This is a genomic window from Clostridiales bacterium, from assembly GCA_025757645.1.
In the GTDB taxonomy this organism is placed as follows: Bacteria; Bacillota; Clostridia; order Oscillospirales; family Oscillospiraceae; genus CAG-103.
Map to the genome: position 1 here is coordinate 78,314 of CP107216.1, position 20,976 is coordinate 99,289.

At 64.0% G+C, this 20,976-nt stretch carries 20 protein-coding genes and 1 pseudogene; 12 read left to right on the top strand and 9 right to left on the bottom strand.

Annotated features, from left to right (window positions below; all coding sequences use genetic code 11):
• The first annotated feature begins 1 nt into the window (after nt 1).
• From OGM61_00430 to OGM61_00470, 9 genes are all read left to right on the top strand, one after another.
• Nucleotides 2-1,216, top strand: a complete 1,215-nt coding sequence (locus OGM61_00430) for a N4-gp56 family major capsid protein (GenBank protein UYI84570.1) — start codon at nt 2-4, stop codon at nt 1,214-1,216.
• 65 nt (nt 1,217-1,281) lie between these two features.
• Nucleotides 1,282-1,560 (top strand): hypothetical protein, encoded by a 279-nt coding sequence (locus OGM61_00435; GenBank protein ID UYI84571.1) that lies wholly within the window; start codon nt 1,282-1,284, stop codon nt 1,558-1,560.
• A 2-nt stretch (nt 1,561-1,562) separates the two neighbouring features.
• On the top strand, nt 1,563-2,246 hold the full coding sequence (locus tag OGM61_00440) for a collagen-like protein (GenBank protein ID UYI84572.1): 684 nt from the start codon (nt 1,563-1,565) through the stop codon (nt 2,244-2,246).
• 1 nt (nt 2,247) lies between these two features.
• Nucleotides 2,248-4,233 carry a tyrosine-protein phosphatase gene (locus tag OGM61_00445; protein UYI84573.1) on the top strand — a complete coding sequence of 662 codons (1,986 nt, stop codon included), beginning with the start codon at nt 2,248-2,250 and terminating at the stop codon, nt 4,231-4,233.
• Between the two features lie 85 nt (nt 4,234-4,318).
• Nucleotides 4,319-5,011, top strand: a complete 693-nt coding sequence (locus tag OGM61_00450) for an N-acetylmuramoyl-L-alanine amidase (GenBank protein ID UYI84574.1) — start codon at nt 4,319-4,321, stop codon at nt 5,009-5,011.
• Nucleotides 5,012-5,482 carry a phage holin family protein gene (locus OGM61_00455; protein ID UYI84575.1) on the top strand — a complete coding sequence of 157 codons (471 nt, stop codon included), beginning with the start codon at nt 5,012-5,014 and terminating at the stop codon, nt 5,480-5,482. It begins immediately after the preceding gene.
• Nucleotides 5,479-5,691: a hypothetical protein gene (locus tag OGM61_00460; GenBank protein UYI84576.1), complete on the top strand. Its 213-nt coding sequence runs from the start codon at nt 5,479-5,481 to the stop codon at nt 5,689-5,691. Before OGM61_00455 ends, OGM61_00460 begins: the two co-directional genes overlap by 4 nt.
• Before the next feature lie 11 nt (nt 5,692-5,702).
• Complete coding sequence (locus OGM61_00465; protein ID UYI84577.1) at nt 5,703-7,004, top strand: hypothetical protein; 1,302 nt, start codon at nt 5,703-5,705, stop codon at nt 7,002-7,004.
• 14 nt (nt 7,005-7,018) lie between these two features.
• Entirely contained in the window at nt 7,019-7,912 is an 894-nt protein-coding gene (locus OGM61_00470; protein UYI84578.1) for a hypothetical protein, read from the top strand.
• A gap of 142 nt (nt 7,913-8,054) precedes the next feature.
• Here the strand turns inward: OGM61_00470 and OGM61_00475 are convergent, their stop codons facing one another.
• Complete coding sequence (locus OGM61_00475) at nt 8,055-11,381, bottom strand: leucine-rich repeat protein (protein ID UYI84579.1); 3,327 nt, start codon at nt 11,379-11,381, stop codon at nt 8,055-8,057.
• Nucleotides 11,382-11,640: 259 nt separating this feature from the next.
• Here OGM61_00475 and OGM61_00480 point away from each other — a divergent pair, with 259 nt between their 5' ends.
• Both OGM61_00480 and OGM61_00485 read left to right on the top strand, forming a co-directional pair.
• Nucleotides 11,641-14,175 carry a leucine-rich repeat protein gene (locus OGM61_00480; protein ID UYI84580.1) on the top strand — a complete coding sequence of 845 codons (2,535 nt, stop codon included), beginning with the start codon at nt 11,641-11,643 and terminating at the stop codon, nt 14,173-14,175.
• A 621-nt stretch (nt 14,176-14,796) separates the two neighbouring features.
• A complete protein-coding gene (locus tag OGM61_00485; GenBank protein ID UYI84581.1) occupies nt 14,797-14,919 on the top strand; it encodes a hypothetical protein in 123 nt (40 codons plus the stop codon).
• A gap of 494 nt (nt 14,920-15,413) precedes the next feature.
• Here OGM61_00485 and OGM61_00490 read toward each other — a convergent pair whose 3' ends face one another.
• The 3 genes from OGM61_00490 to OGM61_00500 all read right to left on the bottom strand — a co-directional run bounded on the left by OGM61_00490 (nt 15,414) and on the right by OGM61_00500 (nt 17,203).
• Nucleotides 15,414-16,340, bottom strand: coding sequence for a 3-phosphoglycerate dehydrogenase (locus OGM61_00490; protein UYI84582.1), 927 nt, complete (start codon nt 16,338-16,340; stop codon nt 15,414-15,416).
• Between the two features lie 67 nt (nt 16,341-16,407).
• Entirely contained in the window at nt 16,408-16,905 is a 498-nt protein-coding gene (locus OGM61_00495; protein ID UYI84583.1) for a S1 RNA-binding domain-containing protein, read from the bottom strand.
• A 19-nt stretch (nt 16,906-16,924) separates the two neighbouring features.
• Nucleotides 16,925-17,203, bottom strand: a complete 279-nt coding sequence (locus tag OGM61_00500; GenBank protein UYI84584.1) for a septum formation initiator family protein — start codon at nt 17,201-17,203, stop codon at nt 16,925-16,927.
• On the opposite strand from OGM61_00500, the gene OGM61_00505 reads away from it, so the two are divergent.
• Entirely contained in the window at nt 17,193-17,720 is a 528-nt protein-coding gene (locus OGM61_00505; protein ID UYI84585.1) for a hypothetical protein, read from the top strand. The two genes, OGM61_00500 and OGM61_00505, sit on opposite strands and share 11 nt — an antisense overlap.
• Here OGM61_00505 and OGM61_00510 read toward each other — a convergent pair.
• The 5 genes and pseudogenes from OGM61_00510 to rimM all read right to left on the bottom strand — a co-directional run bounded on the left by OGM61_00510 (nt 17,663) and on the right by rimM (nt 20,960).
• Complete coding sequence (locus OGM61_00510) at nt 17,663-17,956, bottom strand: sporulation protein (GenBank protein ID UYI84586.1); 294 nt, start codon at nt 17,954-17,956, stop codon at nt 17,663-17,665. The genes OGM61_00505 and OGM61_00510 overlap by 58 nt on opposite strands.
• 344 nt (nt 17,957-18,300) lie before the next feature.
• On the bottom strand, nt 18,301-19,173 hold the full coding sequence (gene rsmA, locus OGM61_00515; protein ID UYI84587.1) for a 16S rRNA (adenine(1518)-N(6)/adenine(1519)-N(6))-dimethyltransferase RsmA: 873 nt from the start codon (nt 19,171-19,173) through the stop codon (nt 18,301-18,303).
• A gap of 10 nt (nt 19,174-19,183) precedes the next feature.
• Nucleotides 19,184-19,543, bottom strand: coding sequence for a GNAT family N-acetyltransferase (locus OGM61_00520; protein ID UYI85600.1), 360 nt, complete (start codon nt 19,541-19,543; stop codon nt 19,184-19,186).
• 195 nt (nt 19,544-19,738) lie between these two features.
• Nucleotides 19,739-20,434: pseudogene (gene trmD / locus OGM61_00525) on the bottom strand (tRNA (guanosine(37)-N1)-methyltransferase TrmD).
• Between the two features lie 40 nt (nt 20,435-20,474).
• Nucleotides 20,475-20,960, bottom strand: a complete 486-nt coding sequence (gene rimM, locus OGM61_00530; GenBank protein ID UYI84588.1) for a ribosome maturation factor RimM — start codon at nt 20,958-20,960, stop codon at nt 20,475-20,477.
• Between the last annotated feature and the right edge of the window lie 16 nt (nt 20,961-20,976).

Sequence of the window (20,976 nt, forward strand, 5' to 3'; positions counted from 1 at the left end):
TATGGAAAACATCCACATGGACCTGCGCCTGTTTGACGCAAACACGCAGGTGACCACCCAGCAGAGCCTGACCGAGGAGATGAAGACGTTCTACTCGGACTACCTCATCGACGCGGCCGAGCCCGAGCTCGTGCACGACCAGTTCGCGCAGAAGCACCCCATCCCCGCAAACGGCGGCAAGACGATCCAGTTCCGCCGCTTCGCCCCGCTCGGCAAGGCGCTGACCGCCCTGACCGAGGGCGTGACCCCCGACGGCCAGAGCCTGAGCATGACCACCGTCGAGGCGGCCGTGCGCCAGTACGGCGGCTACATCCAGATGAGCGACCTGCTGCTGCTGACCGCCATCGACAACAACCTCACCATGGCCACGAAGCTGCTCGGCGCGCAGGCCGGCCGCACGCTCGACACGATCACCCGCGAGGTGCTCGTCGGCGGCGACAACGTGCAGTATGCCGACGAGTCCGTGTCCGCGCGCTACCTGCTGCAGGGCGGCAACGCCAGCGCCGCCGACAACAACTACCTGACCGTCGACTGCATCCGCCGCGCCGTGCGCGCGCTCAAAAACGCCAACTGCCGCCGCATCGACGGCGCGTTCCCGGTCATCATCCACCCCGACGTGGCCTATGACCTCATGAACGACCCGAAGTGGCTCGCCCCCCACCAGTACGTTGACACCGAGCACATGTACGAGGGCGAGATCGGCAAGATTGAGGGCTGCCGCTTCGTCGAGAGCACGGAGGCAAAGATCTTCCACGCGGCCGATCTTGCCGGCGACAGCCGCACCCTGCTCACGGCCGGCGCGGTGAGCGGCAAGACCACCTTCCCGTTCGACGGCGGCACGGTCCAGGCCGGCGCACTCGTCGGCCGCCAGGTACTCATCGGCAATGCGTGCGTGACCGTCACGGCCAACACCGCAAGCTCCATGACCGTCGACGCCGCCGTCACGGCCGAGGACAACGCCATCATCTACCCCGGCGAGGCCGGCGCGCAGGGCCGCGACGTGTACGTCACGCTCGTGCTCGGCGCCGACGGCTACGGCACGACCGAGATCACCGGCGGCGGTCTGGAGCACATCGTCAAGCAGCTCGGCTCTGCCGGCACGGGCGACCCGCTCAACCAGCGCGCAAGCGTCGGCTGGAAGGCCACGAAGGTCGCCGTGCGTCTCGACGACAGCGCCATCCGCCGCATCGAGACCTGCAGCACCTACACCGAGTAAAGAAATCCACCCATGCCTCCCGCCCGCGCGGCGGGAGGCGCACCTACAACAAGGAGGAAACAACTATGGCAACCAGAAAAAAGACCGACCGCGCCGCCGCTGAGGCCTGGCTGAGCGAACCCGTGACCGTGCGTCTGTTCCGCGACAACGGCAGCTACAAGGAGGACAAGGTCGTGACCGTCAACGGCGAGACCGTGCGCATCCCGCGCGGCGAGGACGTGATCATCCCGCGCCGCTTCGCGCTCGTGCTCGCCCAGGGTGAGGCGCAGGACGCGCGCACCGGCGCGCTCATCGAGCGCGAGACCGCCCGCTTTGCCGCCGAGAGCGGTGCGCTGGGGCTCTGACCATGGCGACGCTTCAGCAGGCGCTCACGCGCATCGACACGATCTGCCCCAACGCATGGGACGACGCGGCAAAGCTGCTGTGGCTCAACGAATGCGAGAGCATGATCCAGACGCGCATCCTCGGCACTGCGCCCGAGGCGTGCATCACCTATGACGCGGACACCGCGCGCAGCACCGTGCTGCTCGTGCCCGCGCCGTTCGACCGGCTGTACGTGTACTACGTCATCGCCATGTGCGACTACGCCGCGCACGAGACGGCGCACTACGCCGACAGCATGATGCTCTTTAACGCGGCGCTCGACGAGTACGCCAAGTGGTATCAGCGCACGAACGGTACCGCGGCCGCGACCCCCGGCGCGGCGGCGCAGATCGCCGCCAACAGCGCCGCCCGGCACATGCACGAAAACAAGGGCGTGCTCGACGGCATCACGGCCGCGCGGGCCGCCGCGTGGGACGCGAAGGTCTCCCCCGCCGCGCTCGGCCCGGCCGTGAACACGGCGCTGCAGGCGGCAAAGGACTCCGGCGCGTTCCGCGGGGACAAGGGCGATCCCGGCGAAAAAGGCGAACCCGGCGCACCCGGTAAGACACCTGTCAGAGGCACGGACTATTGGACGGTAGCTGATAAGCAGGAGATTGTCAACAGCGTCATAGCCGCCCTGCCTGATGGCACGGAGGTGAGCTACTGAGATGAAAAAGCTCTACGAAGAAACCGCCGTACAGGACATTGCAGCAGCTATCCGCGAGAAAAATGGCACTGCAACGAAATACAAAGTCGCGGAGATGGGCGATGCTGTGAGGCGCTGCTTGAACACCGGAGTGGAAACCGAAGTGTACACATTTGACCAGTGCCGCGCAGAGGTAGACAGGTATCTGAAAAACGTCACTTACGACCCCTCGGACTACGCTGTCTCGCAGATACCCGAATATGTGACGACAGTGAGCGCAAACCGACCTGTTGGCGTAGACATTGTGATGAAGTCCGCCGGAACGCTGACAATCGTGGACGGGTACACAGGTAACAGTGTTTCGCAGCCGGTCAGCGCAGGAGCAATCACAATCTATAACTGCACACCGGGCTCGATATCAACTTTTGTGCTGCTTGTTGGCGGAAAAGTTATCCAGCAGGGCGTCATTAAACCGACCGGAGCGTGCCGCATGATTCATTTGCTGAACGTGGGCAACGTGCGCGATCTTGGAGGCTGGGATTGCGATGGTGGCAGGGTAAAGTACGGGCTGCTCTTCAGGGGCGGCGAGATGTATGGATATCTGACCGATGACGGCAGACAACAGGCGATTGATATGCTCGGAATCCTCAAGGAAATTGACCTGCGTTTTGCGTCTGAACTGAACGGCAGGACAGAAAGTGGCTTTGGACCGACCGTAGATATGCTGTGGGTTGATATGACATGGAACGACCTTGCGTATCAGAAGTCAAGCGGGAATATCAAGGCGATCTTCGACCCGCTCTTCGATTATGTCATCGCAAACAAGCCGACATACTTCCACTGCTCTGCGGGCGCAGATCGAACGGGCGTGGTCGCTCTGCTGTGCGAAGCGATACTTGGGGTATCACAATCCGACTGTGATAAGGATTACGAACTCTCGAGTTTTAATTCTGGCGTCAGCACAGATGCGGAAGCCCGTCGCAGGAACGAAACGCCGTGGACGCGCGAGATTAACTACTTGAATGCCTATCCTGGTGCGACATTCCGCGATAAGGTGGTTAATTTTATGGTGTCGTGCGGCATTACAATCGAAAAAATCAACGCTTTCCGAGCAGCTATGATCGACGGGACGCCGGAGACAGTGACGGCAGATATCGCAACGTACAGCATCACAAAAACACTCACTGATGTCACAGTCAGCAACGGAGCGGCATCTGTGCAGCAGTACCAGCCGTTCGTAGCAAGCATCACTCCCACGAACGGCAAATTGATTGAATCCATCAAAGTGACGATGGGCGGGAAGGACGTGACTGCTGCTGTATTGCGTGGCAGCACGGACGTGCTGAGGCGAGCTGTACGGGTCGCTTTGACAAAATGCACAAGTAGCAACCCACGCGCGTATGTCATCGACGGGCAGTCTTATTGTACTGCGATAACTGCCGACACGGGGTGCGAAGTCAGTAATGTAAAAATCATGATGGGAGGTGAGGACGTGTCCACATTTTACAAAGATGGGGTCATAGCTATTCCAGAGGTGATCGGCGATATTGTTATCACGGCAACCGCTGTAGCCCAAGCCCCAGCATATACAAACCTGCTTGATGCCGCGATTGACATGGATGGAAACGTCATCGGGCATACGCCTATGTATAAAAATATGCGATACAATAGCAGCAGCGGTGCACCTGTTGCACACTCAGGGACGAATATCACGGGCTTGCTCCCGGTCAAAAAGGGTGATGTCGTGCGTATTCGATGGAAAGGGAACACTGATGTGTCATATCAATCTATCAAGTTTTTCAAGTCTGACCGAACCCAAGTCAAAGTCGGATATACATCTTTGGCCAATATCGAAAAAGGCCAAGCAGGGCCTGTTATAAACTTTAATGCTGCCAATGGAGTTGCCGATTTTGAGTTTACCAGCTCAAATGGCGCAGCCTATTTTTCAATCGTGCTCTACGACACGCTGGAAAATGTAATTGTTACTACAAACGAAGAAATCATATAAGCCTCAAAAGAGCCTCTTGTTGATTTTACAGGATGCCCTACAGCATCGGATTGATGAGATGCAGAGATGAAGGAGGTAACAGCTGATGGAATTTGTTTCTTGCGATCCGTCAAATTACCGCGCCGGGCGCACGCAGCCGGTGCGGTACATTGTGATGCACTACACGGCAAACAACGGCGACACTGCGCGCAACAACTGCGATTACTACCACCGCGTGGGCGGCCTGCAGGCCAGCGCGCACTATTTTTGCGACGAGTATGGCGCGATGCAGTCCGTGCTCGAGTGCGACACGGCGTGGCACTGCGGCGCGCGGGCGTACTGGCACCCCGAGTGCCGCAATGCCAACAGCATCGGCATCGAGATGTGCAGCCGCAAGCGCGCCGACGGCAGCTACTACATCCTGCCGGAGACCGTGGCAAACGCCGCGACCTTGGCAAAAGGCATCATGCAGCGCTATGGCATCGACACGGAGCACGTTGTGCGGCACTACGACGTGACGGGCAAGCGCTGCCCCATGCCGTGGGTGGACGACCCGGCGCAGTGGACGGCATTTCTGGCCACGCTGATGCCGGAACACCCGAACGAAGAGGAGGAAGGACCCATGACACGATACAACAAAATCGACGACATGCCCGCGTGGGCGCGCAGCGATGCGCAGCGGCTCATCGACCGCGGCGCACTGCGGGGCAATGAACGCGGCGAGCTGGATCTCTCGCCGGACATGCTGCGCACGCTGATCGTGTGCCAGCGGATGGTCGATCAGGCAAAGGAGACATAAATGGACCGACTCACAACGATCAAAGCGGCCGCCTGCACGGCGGCCGCAGCGCTGACGGCCTTCTGGGGCTGGACGGGCTGGCTGGCGGCGGCATGGTTTCTGGCCATGCTGCTCGACTATGCCACCGGCAGCGCCGCCGCCCTGCGCGCCGGAACGTGGAGCAGCCGCGCCGCCCGCGAGGGCCTGTGGCACAAGGCGGGCAGCGTGGCGGGCGTGCTCGTGGCGGCGCTGCTGGACTTTGCCCTGCGCGTGCTGCTCGGCAGCGTGCCGGGGCTGGGCATCGACTACGACGTGCTGCTGTGCCCGCTCGTGACGGCGTGGTATCTGCTGACGGAGCTGGGCAGCATCGCCGAAAACGCGGGCGCGCTCGGCGCGCCGATGCCGCAGTTTCTCATGCGGGCGATCGCCGCCCTGCGCGCCGGCATTTCCGACCGCGGCGGCGGAGACGGGAACGGAGGCGGCGCGGCATGACGGACTTTTCCCCGCTGAATTTCCCGCTGCCGGAGCGCACCGGCGCCGAGGGGCTCGACGCGCGCGTGACGGCGCTGGAGGAGACGATCGTCCGGCTGCTGGAGGCGCTGCAGTACACACTGACGAACCTCGGGCGCGAGAACTTCAACCCCGCCGCGCTCGAACGGCTGCGCGCCGAGCTGCGCAGCGGGCAGACCACGAACCAGTAAGGAGGCAGGCAATGCATCTACCCACATTTCCCCGCGCCATGCCCGTGACGCGGCGCGTACAGACCGACTTTCGCGGCTACGACCACCGGCCGGGCTGCCCGGAGGGCGGCATCTACGAGATGACGAACGGCTCGGCAGCCGACGCGCCGCTGTTTTCCACGCGGCCGGGCCGCACGCTGACCTATCCGACCGGCGGCGGCAGCGCGAACGGCATCGACACGCCCTTTCGCGTGGGCGACGCCGTGACGTTCAGCGGCTTTTCCACGCCGGAGGACAACGGCACCTACATCATCCGCGCCATCGCGGGCGCGGTGCTCGTGTTCGACCCCGACACGTTCTCTGCCGTCGGAGCGGTCGAGCACATCACGGTCACGCGGCGCATGCCCATGGCGCTGCACGCATGCACATACGCCAACCGCATCTGGGCCTGCGCGCAGGACACCGTCTGGTGCACGAAGCTCGGCGACCCGCTGAGCTGGTACTGGTACGAGGCGGACGAAAACGGCACGGTCGCCACGGCGGCATGGAGCGTGGACGTCGGCACGCCGGGCAACTTTTCCGGCTGCGCGGCGACGGGCAGCGGCGTGGTGTTTCTCAAGCCGGACGGGCTCTGGCGGCTCTACGGCACGAAGCCGGGCAACTTCCAGCTCATCGCCTCGGCGGCGCTCGGCACGGAGAAAAACTCCGGCCGCTCGCTCGTGACGGCGGCGGAGACGCTCTACTATCTCTCCCCCGCCGGGCCGGCGCGCACCTCCGGCGGACGGCCGGTGCGCATCGGCGACGCGCTCGGGCGCACGCTCACGGCCGGCGCGGCGGGCACGGACGGTACGCGCTGGTATCTCTCGGCGCACGATCCGCAAAACGCATGGCACCTGTTCGTATACGACACGCGCAGCGGCCTGTGGAGCCGCGAGGACGCATTTCACGCATCCGGGTTCGCCCGGCACGACGGCGCGCTCTACGCGCAGGATCCGAGCGGCGTCTGGCGCTTCGGCACGGGCAGCACGGCGCAGCTGGAGAGCATGCTGGAGACGGGCGATTTCGTCAGCGGCAGCCCGGACTGCAAGCGCCTGCTGCGCGTGCAGCTGCGGCTGGAGGCGGACGCAGGCGCAAGTGTCACGGCGGCGGTGCAGTATGACTCCGACGGCGTGTGGCACACGCTGGCGACCGTGGCGGCAGGCGCGAAGCGCTCCGTCACGCTGCCGGTGCTGCCGCGCCGGTGCGACCACTTTCGCCTGCGGCTGACGGGCACGGGGGCGTGGCGGCTGCTGTCGCTCGCGCGCACGGAGACCGCCGCCGGACCGCAGCACTGAAGAAAGGAGACCTTATGGCCACAAAATACAAATACGACAAGGACACCGACTACGCCGCGCTCATGGAGCGGGCGGCGCAGCGCGGCGACAACGCGGCCGCCGCGATCTATGAGCAGCAGCGCAACGCGAAGATCCGCGGCGAGGGCATGACCGATGTGACGCAGTCGAACGACTACGCGCAGTATCTGCCGCTCGAGGACGTGCCGGACTACGACGACACGCACCGCCGCCAGGCAGAGTCCCTGCTGACCGAGCGCGACACGACCGGACAGCGCGCGCGCATCGACCAGATGCTCGACGCGCTGCTCGGCGAGGAATTCGACTACGACCCGGCATCGGACAAGCTCTACGCCGCCTACCGCCAGCAGTATGAGCGGCAGGCGGATCTCGCATCGGCCAACGCCCTCGGCGCGGCGGCCGCGCTGACGGGCGGACGGGCCTCGACGGCGGCCGTGGCGGCGGCGCAGCAGGCGGGCGGATACTACCGCGCGATGCTCGCGGGCAAGCTGCCGGAGCTGGCGCAGCTCGCCTACGAGCGCTACAACGGCGAACGCAAGACGCGCCTGAGCGCGATCGACGCGATGCTCGACGCGGCCGACAGCCGCGATGGCGTGACGAAGGCGCAGATCGCCGCGCTGCTCGACATGGACGACGCGGACTACGACCGCGCGGACAGCAAGCTGCAGCAGCAGGCCAAAGACGCGGCCGACCGCAAGGCCGCCGCCGACAAGAAGGCCAAGGAGGAAAAGGCCGCGCAGGAAGCAGCGGACAAGGCCGCGCGCAGTGAGGCGCGGCGGCAGATCACGCTCATCCTGCGCAACGGCGGCACCGTGCCCAACGACCTCTGGGAGCAGAGCGGCTACAGCGCTGTGACGATCGCGGCCATGCTGCGCGGGCGGAAGGGTTAAGCGTTATGTAAACTTAGCGCCGGTTTCGCTGCAATCAGTCGCTGTCGTGCCTTTCACTGAAAAATAGTTATGTAAACCGCGTGAAGGAAAGAAGTCCCGGAAGCGAAAACGCTTCCGGGACTTTTGCGTGCTGTGTCTGCGCTCAGGCCGTGGCCTGCTTATAGCGCATGAGGATGGTTGCGACCTGCGCGCGCGTGGTGCTGCCGCCGGGTTCGAGATAGTCCGTCTTGTCGTGCGGAAGGCCCTTGATAAGGCCGTTGCCGACGGCCCAGGCCATCGCGTCGCGGGCATAGGCCGACACGCTGCCGGCGTCGGGGTAAGCGGCGAGCGAGGCGGCGTTGCCGGTGGCGTCCGGCGCGTACTTGGCCGTGTACCGGTACAGGATGGCGGCGAGCTGCTCGCGCGTGATCTGGCCGCTGGGGTCAAACGTCGTGGCGCTCGTGCCGTTGACGATGCCCGTGAGCTTCGCCCACAAGATGGCGTTGGTATACCACTGGCCGCGCGGCACATCGTCAAACGGGGCGCGGAGCTTGGCCAGCTCATAGCCCTCAACGACCTTCGGCTCGCCCTGGATGCGGTAGAGGATGCACACGAGCTGTGCGCGCGTGCACGTGCCGCTCGGGTCGACAGTCGTGGCCGAAAGGCCGTTGATATAGCCGCTGTAGATGCAGTAATCCAGCCCCGCGTGCGCCCAGGTGCCCGGCGCGGGCATATCGCGGAAGGCGTAGCCCGGGCAGGTCGGCCCGCCGGGGCAGACAGACGGCAAACCGGTAGCAGGAATGGTTTCTGCCTTTGTCTCTCCACAGACGGAACAAGTATAAACTCGAACCCCGGATGTTGTTGCAGTCGGCTTAATAACGACCTCTCCTGCATTCATCTTATGGCCAAACGCTGCCACTTCATTGCGGTGTTCTACAGCTCCGCATTTTGCACATGTATACAGGTCATAACCATCTTCCGTGCAAGTTGCAGGAGCACGCTTTGTCAGCTGCCAAGTATGCACATGCACACCGGTCGCCGGAATCGTCTCCGTTTTGGTATCCCCGCACACAGTACAGGTATAGGTGCGGACACCTGCCATATCTTCTGTCGGCTTCGTTGTCACTGTCCCGCTGTTCCATTTGTGTCCCAGCGGTTCTGAAGCGTCATATCGCTGTGTCGTGCCGCAGACACTACATGTGCACAGGATATAACCGCCCGTCGTGCAAGTGGCCGGAATCTCCTTGGCAACAAACGTATGCTCACCCGTTGCAGGGATTGTCTCCGTCTTCGTCGCGCCGCAGTCCGTGCAAGTATAGGTGCGGACACCAGCATGAATGCAGTCCGGTTTCGTGGTCACGATGCCGGAATCCCAGGTATGGTCCCGCAGCTTCGGGATGTCCTCGCCCACGCGCGTGTTGCAGCGCGCGCAGATGTGATAGCGGTATCCGGTGGTCGTATACGTCGGCTCCTGCGTGACGACCCACTCGCCCCAGTCGTGGCCGAGGGCGGGGATGGTATCGTTATAATCTTTGCCGCAGCGCGGGCACGTGCCCTTGTAGTGGCCGGGCTCGGTGCAGGTCGGGTCGGTGTGCACGTCGGCATAGCTGTAGTCATGGCCCTTGGCGGGGATGACCTCGTCGATCTTCACGCCGCAGCGCGCGCACGTGCCGACGACGCGGCCGGGCTTCGTGCAGGTGGCGTCCGGGAGCAGATCGCAGCGGCTCAGGTCATGGCCGAGCGCGGCGATCTTCTCGGTGCGGGTCGCGCCGCAGGCCGAGCACTTGTAAAACACCGTACCCTGCTCGGTGCAGGAGGCCGGGTAGGTCTGCGTCACCCAGGTGTGGTCGGTGGCGGCGACATAGGTGTCGTCCACAGGGGCATAGGTGCAGCCCTTCACCGTGCAGGCGTGGTGCGTGTAGCCCTGCTTGGTGCAGGTGGGGGCGACGACCGTGTCGGCGAACTGGGCGATGTGGTCGCCGTGCCAGAGACCGGTCTTGTAGCCCTGCCACGTGCCGTCGTTCTTGAGCTCGGCGGCCCAGGTGTAGCTGCCCTGCGTGTAATAGACCACGCAGTCATCCGGGAAGGAACGGTTGGAGTCCGCCGCGCCGTAGATGCTCTTGGCGGGGTTGTTTTTGAAGACGGCGCGCTTGAGCTGCGTGACCTTTGCGATCTGGGTCAGGCCGGAGCTGATGTCGCCCGCAATCTCTTCGTTCCCATCCGGATCGTCCGGGGCGATGACACTCTTGAGTACCAACTCGATGGCGCGCTGCAGCGCGGCGTCCACACTGGTGAAGGCGCGGGCCTGAATCGTGTCGATCTTGTCGCCGAAGTAAGCCTCCTCGAGCAGCTCGCAGCCGGCAAAGGCGCAGCGGTCGATCTGCGCGACGCGGTTGGAGAGATCGACGGACTTCATGTGGTTATCGCCGGCAAACGCGGCCTTGCCGATCGTGAGCTTCTTGTCTCCGGGACTGAAGGTGAGCTCCTCCATATAATAGTCGCACATGAAGGCGTAGTCACCGATGCTCGTGACCTGCGAGGGGATGTTGAGCTTCTTGTGGTGGTTGACGAACGCGAACGCGCCCGTGTCGATGACCTGCAGGCTCGACGGCAGGCCGAGCGTCGTGTCCTCCTGACCAAGGATGCGGTCCCACGCGAAGGCCCACGGGCCGATATACGTCAGGCAGTTCGGCAGGCGCAGCTCGGCAAGCATGGTGCAGCTGTAAAACGCATGATCCTCGATGCGCTTGAGGCGGCTGCAGGCGCCCGCGCGCACGAAGGTGAGCGTGTCGCAGCCGTAGAAGGCGTACTGATCGATGAGCTCGAGCTTGCGCGGCATGTTGATGGCCGAGAGGTACTCGTCCGCATAAAACGCATGGTCGCCGATGGTGGCGATGCCGTCGTCGAGGAACATGCACGTCAGGTACTGGCAGTCCTTGAAGGCGCGGTCGCCGACGTTCGTGACGCCGGTGAACGACTGTTTTTTTCCATCCCACTCCTCGGTGGTCGCACCGGCGATATAGGCCAGAGCCAGATACTCCTCGCCGAGGTTTTCCACGACGGTCGCGCCGAGCTTCTGCCCCTTGTCGTTATACTCCGTGACCTCCACGTTGCCCATCCACGGGGCTTTCTGACCCTTGACCGCGTAGTCCGCCATCGGGCCGTCGCCGAAGATGTACACGCCGTAATACTGCGCGTCCTCGCGATAGTCGTGGATCTGCCAGACCTGCTGCAGGAAGGGGTTGTCCTGCACGACCGTGGGGTTCGTGACCTCGTAAATTTTATAATGTACGCTGGCCTCGTTCCCGGCGGGGCCGCAGTCGCCGTGGGCGACTTCGTTGCCGAAGAGCTTTTTGATCTGATCCGGCTGCTTGATGAAGTCCTCGAACGCACCCGCGATCGTGCCCGCCTGCGCCGGCGGGGCGCACACGCTCAGCAGTCCGGCCGCGAGCACAAAGCACAGCAGCAGCGACAACACTCGTTTTTTCATATGGTTCCTCCCTCCGAAATGGACATTCCGGTAACAATGTCTACACGGCCAGTATACAGGACGTACCCCGCTTTTGCAACGGGTCGTGCGCGCATGGGCACGAAAAAATGCACATTTTATTTACACAAATGCAACAAAATGTAACACTCAAAACGTTTTTTCGGCGATCCCCATTGCACGCTTTCCCAGGCATATGGTATATTTTCGACAGATAGGTATTACGGTTGTACACATACATCACAACAAAGGAGGACAAAGGATGAAAAAGCGCGTGCTCTCGCTGGCACTGTGTCTCGTTCTGGTCGTGGGGCTGTTCTCCGGCCTGACCGTGAACGCATCGGCCGGCAAAATCGACGATCTGAAAAAGGAGATCGCCGAGAAGCTCATCAAGGAGAAGATCGAGCAGCTCAAGGAGGAGTTTGAGATTCCGGATCTCGACACGGATGCCATTCTCAGCAGCTTTGCGAACTCAGCCACAGAGGGCGACTTCGGTGTGAACAACTGCCTGCACTGGGAGGTCTCCACGGGCGTGCTCAGCGGCAAGACGCTGACCATCTCCGGCACCGGCGCCATGCCCGACTTTGATTTTCCCAACGGCAACCTCGCCCCGTGGTGGAACTATGAGGCGCTGGGTATGCTCACGAGCTTCGGCAACTTCAAGCTGGAGGGCGAGCTGAAAAAGGTCGTCATCAAAGACGGCGTCACGAACGTGGGCGACTACGCGCTGTTCTTCCTGCCGGCCGCCACGCAGGTCACGCTGCCGGACAGCGTGACGAGCATCGGCCGCTACGGCATCGCCATGTGCTCCAAACTCACGGGCATGTCCATCCCCAAGGGCGTGACCGGGATCGGCGACTTCGGTCTCGCGGGCAACGGCCTGACCGCCGTCACGCTGCCCGACGGGCTGCAGAGCCTCGGCCGCGGCGCGTTCGACTCCTGCGCCAGCCTCACGAACACCACTCTGCCCGCCGCCATCACGGCCGTGCCCGGCAAGTGCTTTGCCGACTGCACGAAGCTGCTGAACGTCAAATACGCCGGCACCGTGACTGCCATCGGCGATCTCGCATTTGAAAGCTGCAAGGCGCTCACCGCAGCGCCCATCCCCGAGACGGTGACCGAGATCGGCGCGTCCGCCTTCACCGGCTGCACCGCGCTGACGGATGTCACCATTCCCGCGGGCGTGAGCACCATCCCCGAGGACTGCTTCCGCGGCTGCACCGCGCTGGCCGACATCGACCTGCCCGGCACGGTGACGCATGTCGGCTACAACGCCTTCACTGGCTGCACCGCGCTTAAGGACGTGCGCTGCTATGGCGCGGCCCCGGCGGTCGAGCCGGGCAACTCGGAAGCGCACAGCTTTGAGCCCGCCACCGTCACCATCCACTACAACCCCGCCATGAACTGGACGCTCGACGCGGACGGCAAGTGGCAGGGCTACACCGTCAGCGACAAGGGCGCGTGCACGCACACCGACTACGGCACGACGGAAAACACCGTGCCCGCCACCTGCGGCGAGGCCGGCCGCGTCGACACCAGCTGCTCCAACTGCGGTGAGGTCATCTCGACCAGAGAGCTCCCGCCCACCGGCGCGCACGTCTGGGGCAACGGCGTTGTGACCACCGCCCCGACCGAGACCACGCCCGGCGTGCGCACCTTCACCTGCAGCGGCTGCGACCAGACCCGGACGGAGGCCATCCCCGCCACGGGCACGCACGACTACAAGTTCACCAAAACCGTCGCCCCCACGTGCACGGACGGCGGCTATGACCTCTACACCTGCAGCGGCTGCGGCGCGACCGAACGGCGCACCCTGACCGACGCGGCCGGCCACAAGTGGGACGGCGGCACCGTGACCACCGCCCCGACCGAGACCACCCCCGGCGTGCGCACCTACACCTGCACCGTCTGCAGCCAGACCCGGACGGAGACCATCCCCGCCACGGGCGCGCACGACTACCGGTTCACCAAAACCTTCGCCCCCACGTGCACGGACGGCGGCTATGACCTCTACACCTGCAGCGGCTGCGGCGCGACCGAACGGCGCAACCTGACCGACGCGGCTGGCCACAAGTGGGACAACGGCACCGTGACCACCGCGCCGACCGAGACCACGCCCGGCGTGCGCACCTACACCTGCACCGTCTGCGGCGATATCCGCGAGGAGACCATCCCCGCCACAGGCGCAAGCACCTGCACCGGCGGCCCGAGCTGCCCGAGCTACGGCCTGCACGATGTGGCCGGGCCGGACTACTGGGCGCACAAGGGCATCGACTACTGCGTGCGCAACAGGCTGATGAACGGCGTCGGCGCGGGCACGTTCTCGCCAGACACGGCCTGCACGCGCGCACAGATCGTGAAGATCCTCTATAACCTCTCCGGCAATCAGACCGACTACAGCTACTACTACCTGCCGTTCACCGACGTCGCCCCCGGCGCGTGGTACTACAACGCCGTCGCCTGGGCGTACTACAACGACGTCACTTCCGGCACGAGCGCGACTATGTTCACGCCCAACGCCGCCATCACGCGCCAGCAGCTGGTCACGTTCCTGTACCGGTACACGGTCAAGTACGCGCCGGAATTCACCGGGAACGCCGCGCCGATCAGCGCCTTCCCCGATGCCGACAGTGTGGCCAACTGGGCCTACGCCGCGATGTCCTGGGCCGTCGGCAATGGCCTCATCCAGGGCAATGCGCACGACAACGGCCTGGACTACCTCGACCCGAATGGCAGCGCCACGCGCGCGCAGACGGCCACCATCATCATGCGCTACTGCCAGCTCATCGGCGCGTGAGCCGGCACTGCCGCCCCATAGCACCCCGCCCCGGGAGCGAACGCTCCCGGGGCTTTTGCGCGCGGTGTGGGATGGTGTGTGGGGCGCGCAGCGCGGTGCAGGGCGGCGCGGTGCAGGATGGTGCGATGCAGGCAGCGCGGGCAGACGGAGCGAGCGGAGCGCGCGGTGCGGGACAGCGCGGGCAGGCAAAAATGTGCGGCTGCGGCGGACAGGTGTGCCCGGCCGGCAGAGCCGCCGCGGAGGGCCGGGAAAGGCCATGGGAAACAGCGGCTTGTTTACATAACATCGTTAATTGCACCGCATTTATGTTGAAAAGTCTGTTGGCAATGTGGAAAAATGGTTTCCATAACGCCGATTTTGGCCGCGAAACCCGGCAACCGGCGCGCAGGTATCCATATCGGAGTCGAAAAAGCGAGCAGCAGAACGGCAATTGCATTTGACAACAATTTGACATCAAAGTTCATGACAAATTCAATCAATTTGTTACACATCGTGGGCATGTGTCCATTGAGTTTTGGCCGTTTCTTGCATATAATGCACTTGTAACCGGCAATACCAACCATCCGATGTCGTCTATTGTGTGGGACGGCGTTGGAAATCTTACGAAAGGGGTAAAGTAACATGGGTCTTATTCAGACTGGTCTTGGCATCGCTTCCGATATCCTCGGCAAGTGCGGTGAGGACAAGGCGAAGGCGATCGTTGATGCGATCTCCGATGCGCTGCCGAACTGGCTCGCCATGTAAAAACAGCATAGGAAAATCCCGGAGCTTCGGCTCCGGGATTTTTTTGTCGGAAAAACGGATGCTTCCCGCGTGCCCTACACAGCCCGCAGCATCGAAGCGCACAGAAAACGGCTGCAGCCGCCGGTGGTACTGGAAAAATGACAAACAGTTGCGAATTTCATCTAAACGTTACATTCTTCGTTATTTGTCCGTTGCGTTTTTCCTGTTTTTCGGGTATTGTGGCCTTGTAACCGGTAATATCAACCATCCGGTGTCGCCGAATGTGTGCGGCGGCATTGGAAATCTGACGAAAGGGGTAAACAGACTATGTTGTATGGCGCTCTGGAACTGACTGCGAAAATTCTCGGCATCTGCAAGGAGTACGAAGCACAGGAAATCGTGCAGGAGATCGCAAACTCTCTGACCATGCCGATCGACTGATCTGGTTTGCAGCAGCCCCGGAGCAGAAATGCTCCGGGGCTTTCTGCCGCGGCCCTTACACCGGGGAGACCCCGTCAGGATCCTATGACTTCCTTCTGCTCGGGCACGCCGGTATATTCGAACACGTAGTCCACGGCGCGGTTGCTCACGCGCTCGAGCGACTCATACGTGCTGCCGCCGATGTGGAAGGTCGCGATAAAGTTATCCAGATGGATGAGCGGGTCATCACACGCCGGGGGCTCGTGCACGAACACGTCGCTCGCCGCGGCGCGGATCTGCCCCGTGGTGAGGGCGATATAGAGATCGTGCTCGTTGACGATGCCGCCGCGCGAAGTATTGACGAGCAGCAGGTCCGGATTCGCGGCGGCAAACACCGGCGCGTTGATGAGATCGCGCGTGGCATCGCAGAGCGTGATGCTCACGTTCACGAAGTCCGAACGGCGGAAAAGCTCCGGCAGCGTCGCCACCTGCTCATAGCCCCAGGCGGCGCACTCGGCGGCCGTGCGCCGCGGATTCCAGCACAGGACGCGCACGTCGAACGCCGCGCGCAGGATGTCCGCCACGCGGTGGGCGATGTTGCCCGTGCCGACGAGGCCGAGCGTGCGGCCGGTCATCTCGTGGCACACAAACTCCTCCGCGCCGAAGTGGTCGAAGCGGCCGGCACACAGGCCGTTGTTGACAAATTTCAGTTGCCGGTTAAGCGCCAGCAGATCCGCCACGGCCAGCTCCGCGACGGCCGGCGCGCCGAGGCCCGGCACATTCGGCACGGGCACGCCGTACTCGGCGGCAGCAGCGGTGTCGATCGTGTCGCGGCTGACGCCGTGCATGGCGATGACCTTCAGGTTCGGCGCGCGCGCGATGACCGCGCGCGGCACGACCGCGCGGCGGATAATCATGGCGGCGAGCTGCTCGGGGTGGTCGAAATTGTCCACGATCTCAAAATGGCGCGCGAGCCGGGCATAGGCCGACGGCGCGATGTGTTCACTCAAGTAGACCTGCATGATGGGCTCCTTCCTTCGGAAAAAGGCCCCACTGCAAACGCAGTGGGGCCTGATGCCGTCTTTGGTTTTATCCGCGGCCGCTGCCGCGGCGGCGGCCGCGCGTGCGGTCGCTGTAGAGGCGGTTGCCGGCCATGCGGCTGTCCGACTCCTGCATGAACTGCTTGAGCCGGTCTTCAAACGCAGCGTCCCCGCTCGGGCCGCTGACCTGTCCCGCCGGCTGGGCCGAACGGTTGTTCGGGCGCGCGGCGCGCGGTGCGCCGCCGTTATGATTCGGGCGGCTGCCGCCCGGGCGGCCGCCGTGCATCGGGCGGTTGTTCGGACGCTCGGGCGCGGGCTCTGCCTTCTTGATGGACAGATTGATCTTCCCATCCGGCGTCACGGCCAGCACGCGCACCTTCACCTGATCACCCAGCTTCAAAAACTCGTTGACGTCGTTGACGTAGGTGTTGGCGATCTCGGATATGTGCACCAGACCGCTCCTGCCGTCCGGCAGGCTCACAAACGCGCCAAACTTCGTGATACCGGTGACGGTACCCTCCACAACTGCTCCGACTTCCACCTGCATACGGTTCGTTTCTCCTTGCTCAATCACTCGTGTCGTAAAAAATCTTTTCACCGGGCTTGACCAGACCGAGCTTTTCGCGCGCGACCGACTCGATCATGTCGTCGTCCTCGCTGTGGTCGATCTGATATTGCAGCTCGGCGTTGGCCTGGGTCATTTCGGACACCTGCTGCTGCAGCGTCGCCGCGCGATCCTGAAGCTGCCGGGTCTGCCGGTGCACCACAAACAGGCTGATGAGCGCGTACACCATCAGCACCGCGATGACCAGCGTTGTAAAGATGCTTGCCTTTTTGAATTTCACAGTCTGCAGAACCTCCCCCCGGATCGTATCTGCTTCCAGTAATACAGTCTATTCTAAAACATCTGCGGCGATTTTGGAAGCGTTTTTTTGCAAAAATCCAAACTTTTTTTGCAAATTTCTGTCCGGGGGCGGCAAATTGGCGCGTTTTTTGCGCGCAGCGGCGGGAAAATTGCTCCAGCGGCGGCAAAACCTGTCCGCTGACCCAGGCAAAGTAGCCCGTCCAGCCGGCCGCGATGGCGAGAAACATGAACAGGCGCACCTGCCCCGAGCCGGCCGCCATGCCGAAGGCGAACACCGTCAGCCCCACCGCCAGGCAGAACACGGCGTCGAGCACCGCGCGGAGAAAGGCCCGGCGCGCATGGCGGCGCGGCACGCGCAGCACATCGAACAGCAGCCCGAGCGCCGCGCCGAGCCCCAGCGCCAGCGCCACCTGCCCGAGCTGGGCGAGCGGGTGCAGGCTCATCCGCCGAACAGGCGCGACCAGAAGCCGCCGCCGGACGCCGTCTCCTCCGTGTAGTCGAGCGCGTCAAACGCGCCGTCGATGGCCAGCTCCCCCGTGTCGATCGCAAGGCGGCCGACGCGCAGCCCCTCCCCGTGCACGGTGAGCATCCCGCGCGACGTGCGCATGGAGACCTCCGTGTCGTCGAAGCGCACGACCTCGTCCACGCCCGTGACGGTCAGATGGCTGCGCTCGTCGAGCGTGACCGCGTGCGGCCGGCGCTGCGGCGCGGCCTTCTTGTCCTCGTATGGCATAGGCTCCCCTCCCGGTTCTGGTTTGCTACCAGCGTATGCGGGGATGGCGGGCGGTATGCGGGGATGGATGGGCAACACCGGCGGCACTGGCAGTGAAAGAACCTTTCCACCGCATCCGCTTCGCTGCGCTCAGCACCCTCTCGGCAAGGAGAAGGCAGCGCCAAAGGCGATGCACGATCTCACCCAAGGCGGGCGTTGCCCCCTCGGGCTTTCCCGCTTTCCAACATCGCTGCCGGTTGTTTGCTGTGCGTTCGGTGCGCTGCATTATGTAAACTATAAATCAACATAAATGCATAGAAAACAGGCCGTTCCTGATATGGAACGGCCTGTTTCATTTCGTTATGTCAACCTGCGCCATTGCCGAGCTCGCTGCCGAGCGCGTCGCTCAGGGCGGCGAACCGGGCCAGGCTGAGCGTCTCGCCGCGCACGCGCGCATCGAGCCCGCAGGCGGCGACAGCCGCGGCGGCGCGCGCCTTGTCACAGCCGGGCACGCCGGCCGAGAGCGCGTTGACGAGCGTCTTGCGGCGCTGATTGAACGCCGCGCGCACGACGGTGAACAGCAGCTTTTCATCCTGCACCGCAACGGGCGGGGACTTGCGCACGCGCAGGCGCACGACGGTGCTCGTGACCTTCGGCGCGGGGACAAAGCAGTGCGGCGGCACGTCGAAGAGCAGCTCCGGCTCGGCGTGCCACTGGACGAACACGGTCAGCGCGCCGTAATCCGCCGTGCCGGGCCGGGCGCACAGGCGGCGCGCGACCTCACGCTGGATCATGACGGTGACGGTGTCGAAGCAGCCGGCGGTGAGAAACGCCGTGAGCAGCGGCGACGTGACGTTATACGGCAGGTTCGCGCACACGACGGGGCGCAGGCCGGCGAAGCGCTCGGCCACCAGCTGCGGCAGGTCGAGCGCGAGCACGTCGCCAAAGACGAGCTCCACGTTTTCATACCCCGCAAGCGTCTCGGCCAGCACGGGGCGCAGGCGCTCGTCGAGCTCGACGGAGACGACCTTCCCGGCGCGCTGCGCGAGCTGCTCGGTCAGGCAGCCGATACCCGGGCCGACCTCGAGCACGCCGGTGCGCGCGTCCGCGCCGGAGGCGTCGGCAATGTCGGCCGGCACCCACGCGGCGGTGAGAAAGTTCTGCCCCAGGGACTTGGAAAAGCGGAAATCGTGCCGCGCGAGCAGCGCGCGGATGTCCGTGAGATTTGTCAGATTCATACGCAGGCCCTCACTTCAGCAGCTTTTCAAACGCCTGACGGCGCGGATCGCGCCCCGGCTCATCGCAGAGGATGTTGCCGCAGAAGCGGTAGCCGTGGCGCTCGAGGAGCTTTTTCTGCGCGCCGTTGTGCCGGTGCGTGTCCACGCGCACGGCGTGCGCGCCGCTTTCACGCGCGAGCCGCTCGACCTCCTGCATGAGCAGGTCGGACAGGCCCGTACCGCGCCAATCGGCGCTGACGGCGTTGCGGTGCAGCACGGCGGCGTGCTCCCGATCCGAGCGCCAGCGCCCGTCCGTGAGCGCGTCATAAGCAGGCTCGGGCGCGAAGGTGAGCGTAAACACGGCGGCGACCGCACCCTGATACGTGAGCACATGGCACGTGCCGGCCGCGATGTCGGCGCGGAAGGTGTCCTCGTTCGGATACGCGCCCTGCCACTGGTCAACGCGGTGGCGGCGCAGATAGTTGCGCGCCTGCTGCGCGATGGCAAGGATGGCCGGGAGGTCGTCCTCCGTTGCTATCCGGCAGACGGGCGGCTCTGTCAGCTGCGGGCGGCTGCGGTCGCGCCGGATCTTATCGAGCAGGCGCTGCTCGTCCGGCGTCGGGGGCGTCTGTTGGAAGAGGTCGGGCCGCTTTGTGAGCGTGCGCTCCAGACTCTGGCGCGTGCGCCAGGCTTCAATTTCCGCGTGGTTGCCGCCGCGCAGCACCTCCGGCACGGTGCGGCCCTCCCACGTCTCGGGGCGGGTGTACTGCGGGTACTCGAGCCGGCCGGCCCAATGGCTCTCGCCGGTGTAGCACTCGGTGTCCGACAGGACGCCCGGCACCATGCGGCAGACGCAGTCCGTGACGACCATCGCGCCGAGCTCGCCGCCCGTAAGCACAAAGTCGCCGATGGACAGCTCCTCGTCCACGCACGCCTCGATGAAGCGCTCATCCACGCCCTCATAGTGGCCGCAGACGAGCACGAGCTGGTCATAGTCGGCCTTGAGCTGGCGGGCCTTCGCCTGCGTGAACGTCGCCCCCTGCGGGGAGAGGTAAATGACGCGGCGGCGCGCTTTGGGCACAGTGCTGTCCGCGAGCGCGGCGTCGAGGCAGCTTTTGAGCGGCTGCGCCATCATGACCTGCCCCCAGCCGCCGCCGTAGGGATAGTCGTCGACCTGCTTTTGCCGGTTTTCGGTATAGTCGCGGATCTGGTGGCAGCGGATATCGAGCAGGCCGCGCGCCTGCGCCCGGCCGAGGATGCTCTCGCCGAGCATGGCGCGCATCGTGTCGGGAAAGAGGGTGAGAATGTCGATGCGCACGCGCTCACATCCCTTCGATCAGGTGCACGACCATGCGCCCGGCGGCGGGGTCGATGCTGCGCACGAACTCCGGCCGGTCGGGGATGAGCACCTCGCGGTCGCCCTGCACGACGTAGACGCTGCCGCGCGGCAGGTCCAGGATCTCGCGCAGTGTGCCGAGGGTCTCGCCCGTGTCGGTCTCGACAGCGATGCCGAGCAGGTCCTGCTGGAAATACTGCCCGTCGGGCAGCGTGACGTCCGCGCGCGCGATGGACACGACGCGGTTTTTCAGCGTCATGGCGGCGTTGACATCGTCCACGCCCTGAAACTTCACGACGAGCATGCCCTTGTGCACGCGGCTGTGCGCGACGTGCACGGGCGCGCCGTCGATATAAAACGTCCGGAAGCCGAGCAGGAACGCCGCGTCATCCGCCCACGGCTGGATGCGCACCTCGCCGCGCACGCCGTGCGTGTTGACGATCTTTCCTGCCTCCAGATACGGTTTTTGCATCGTTGGTTGTCCCCCT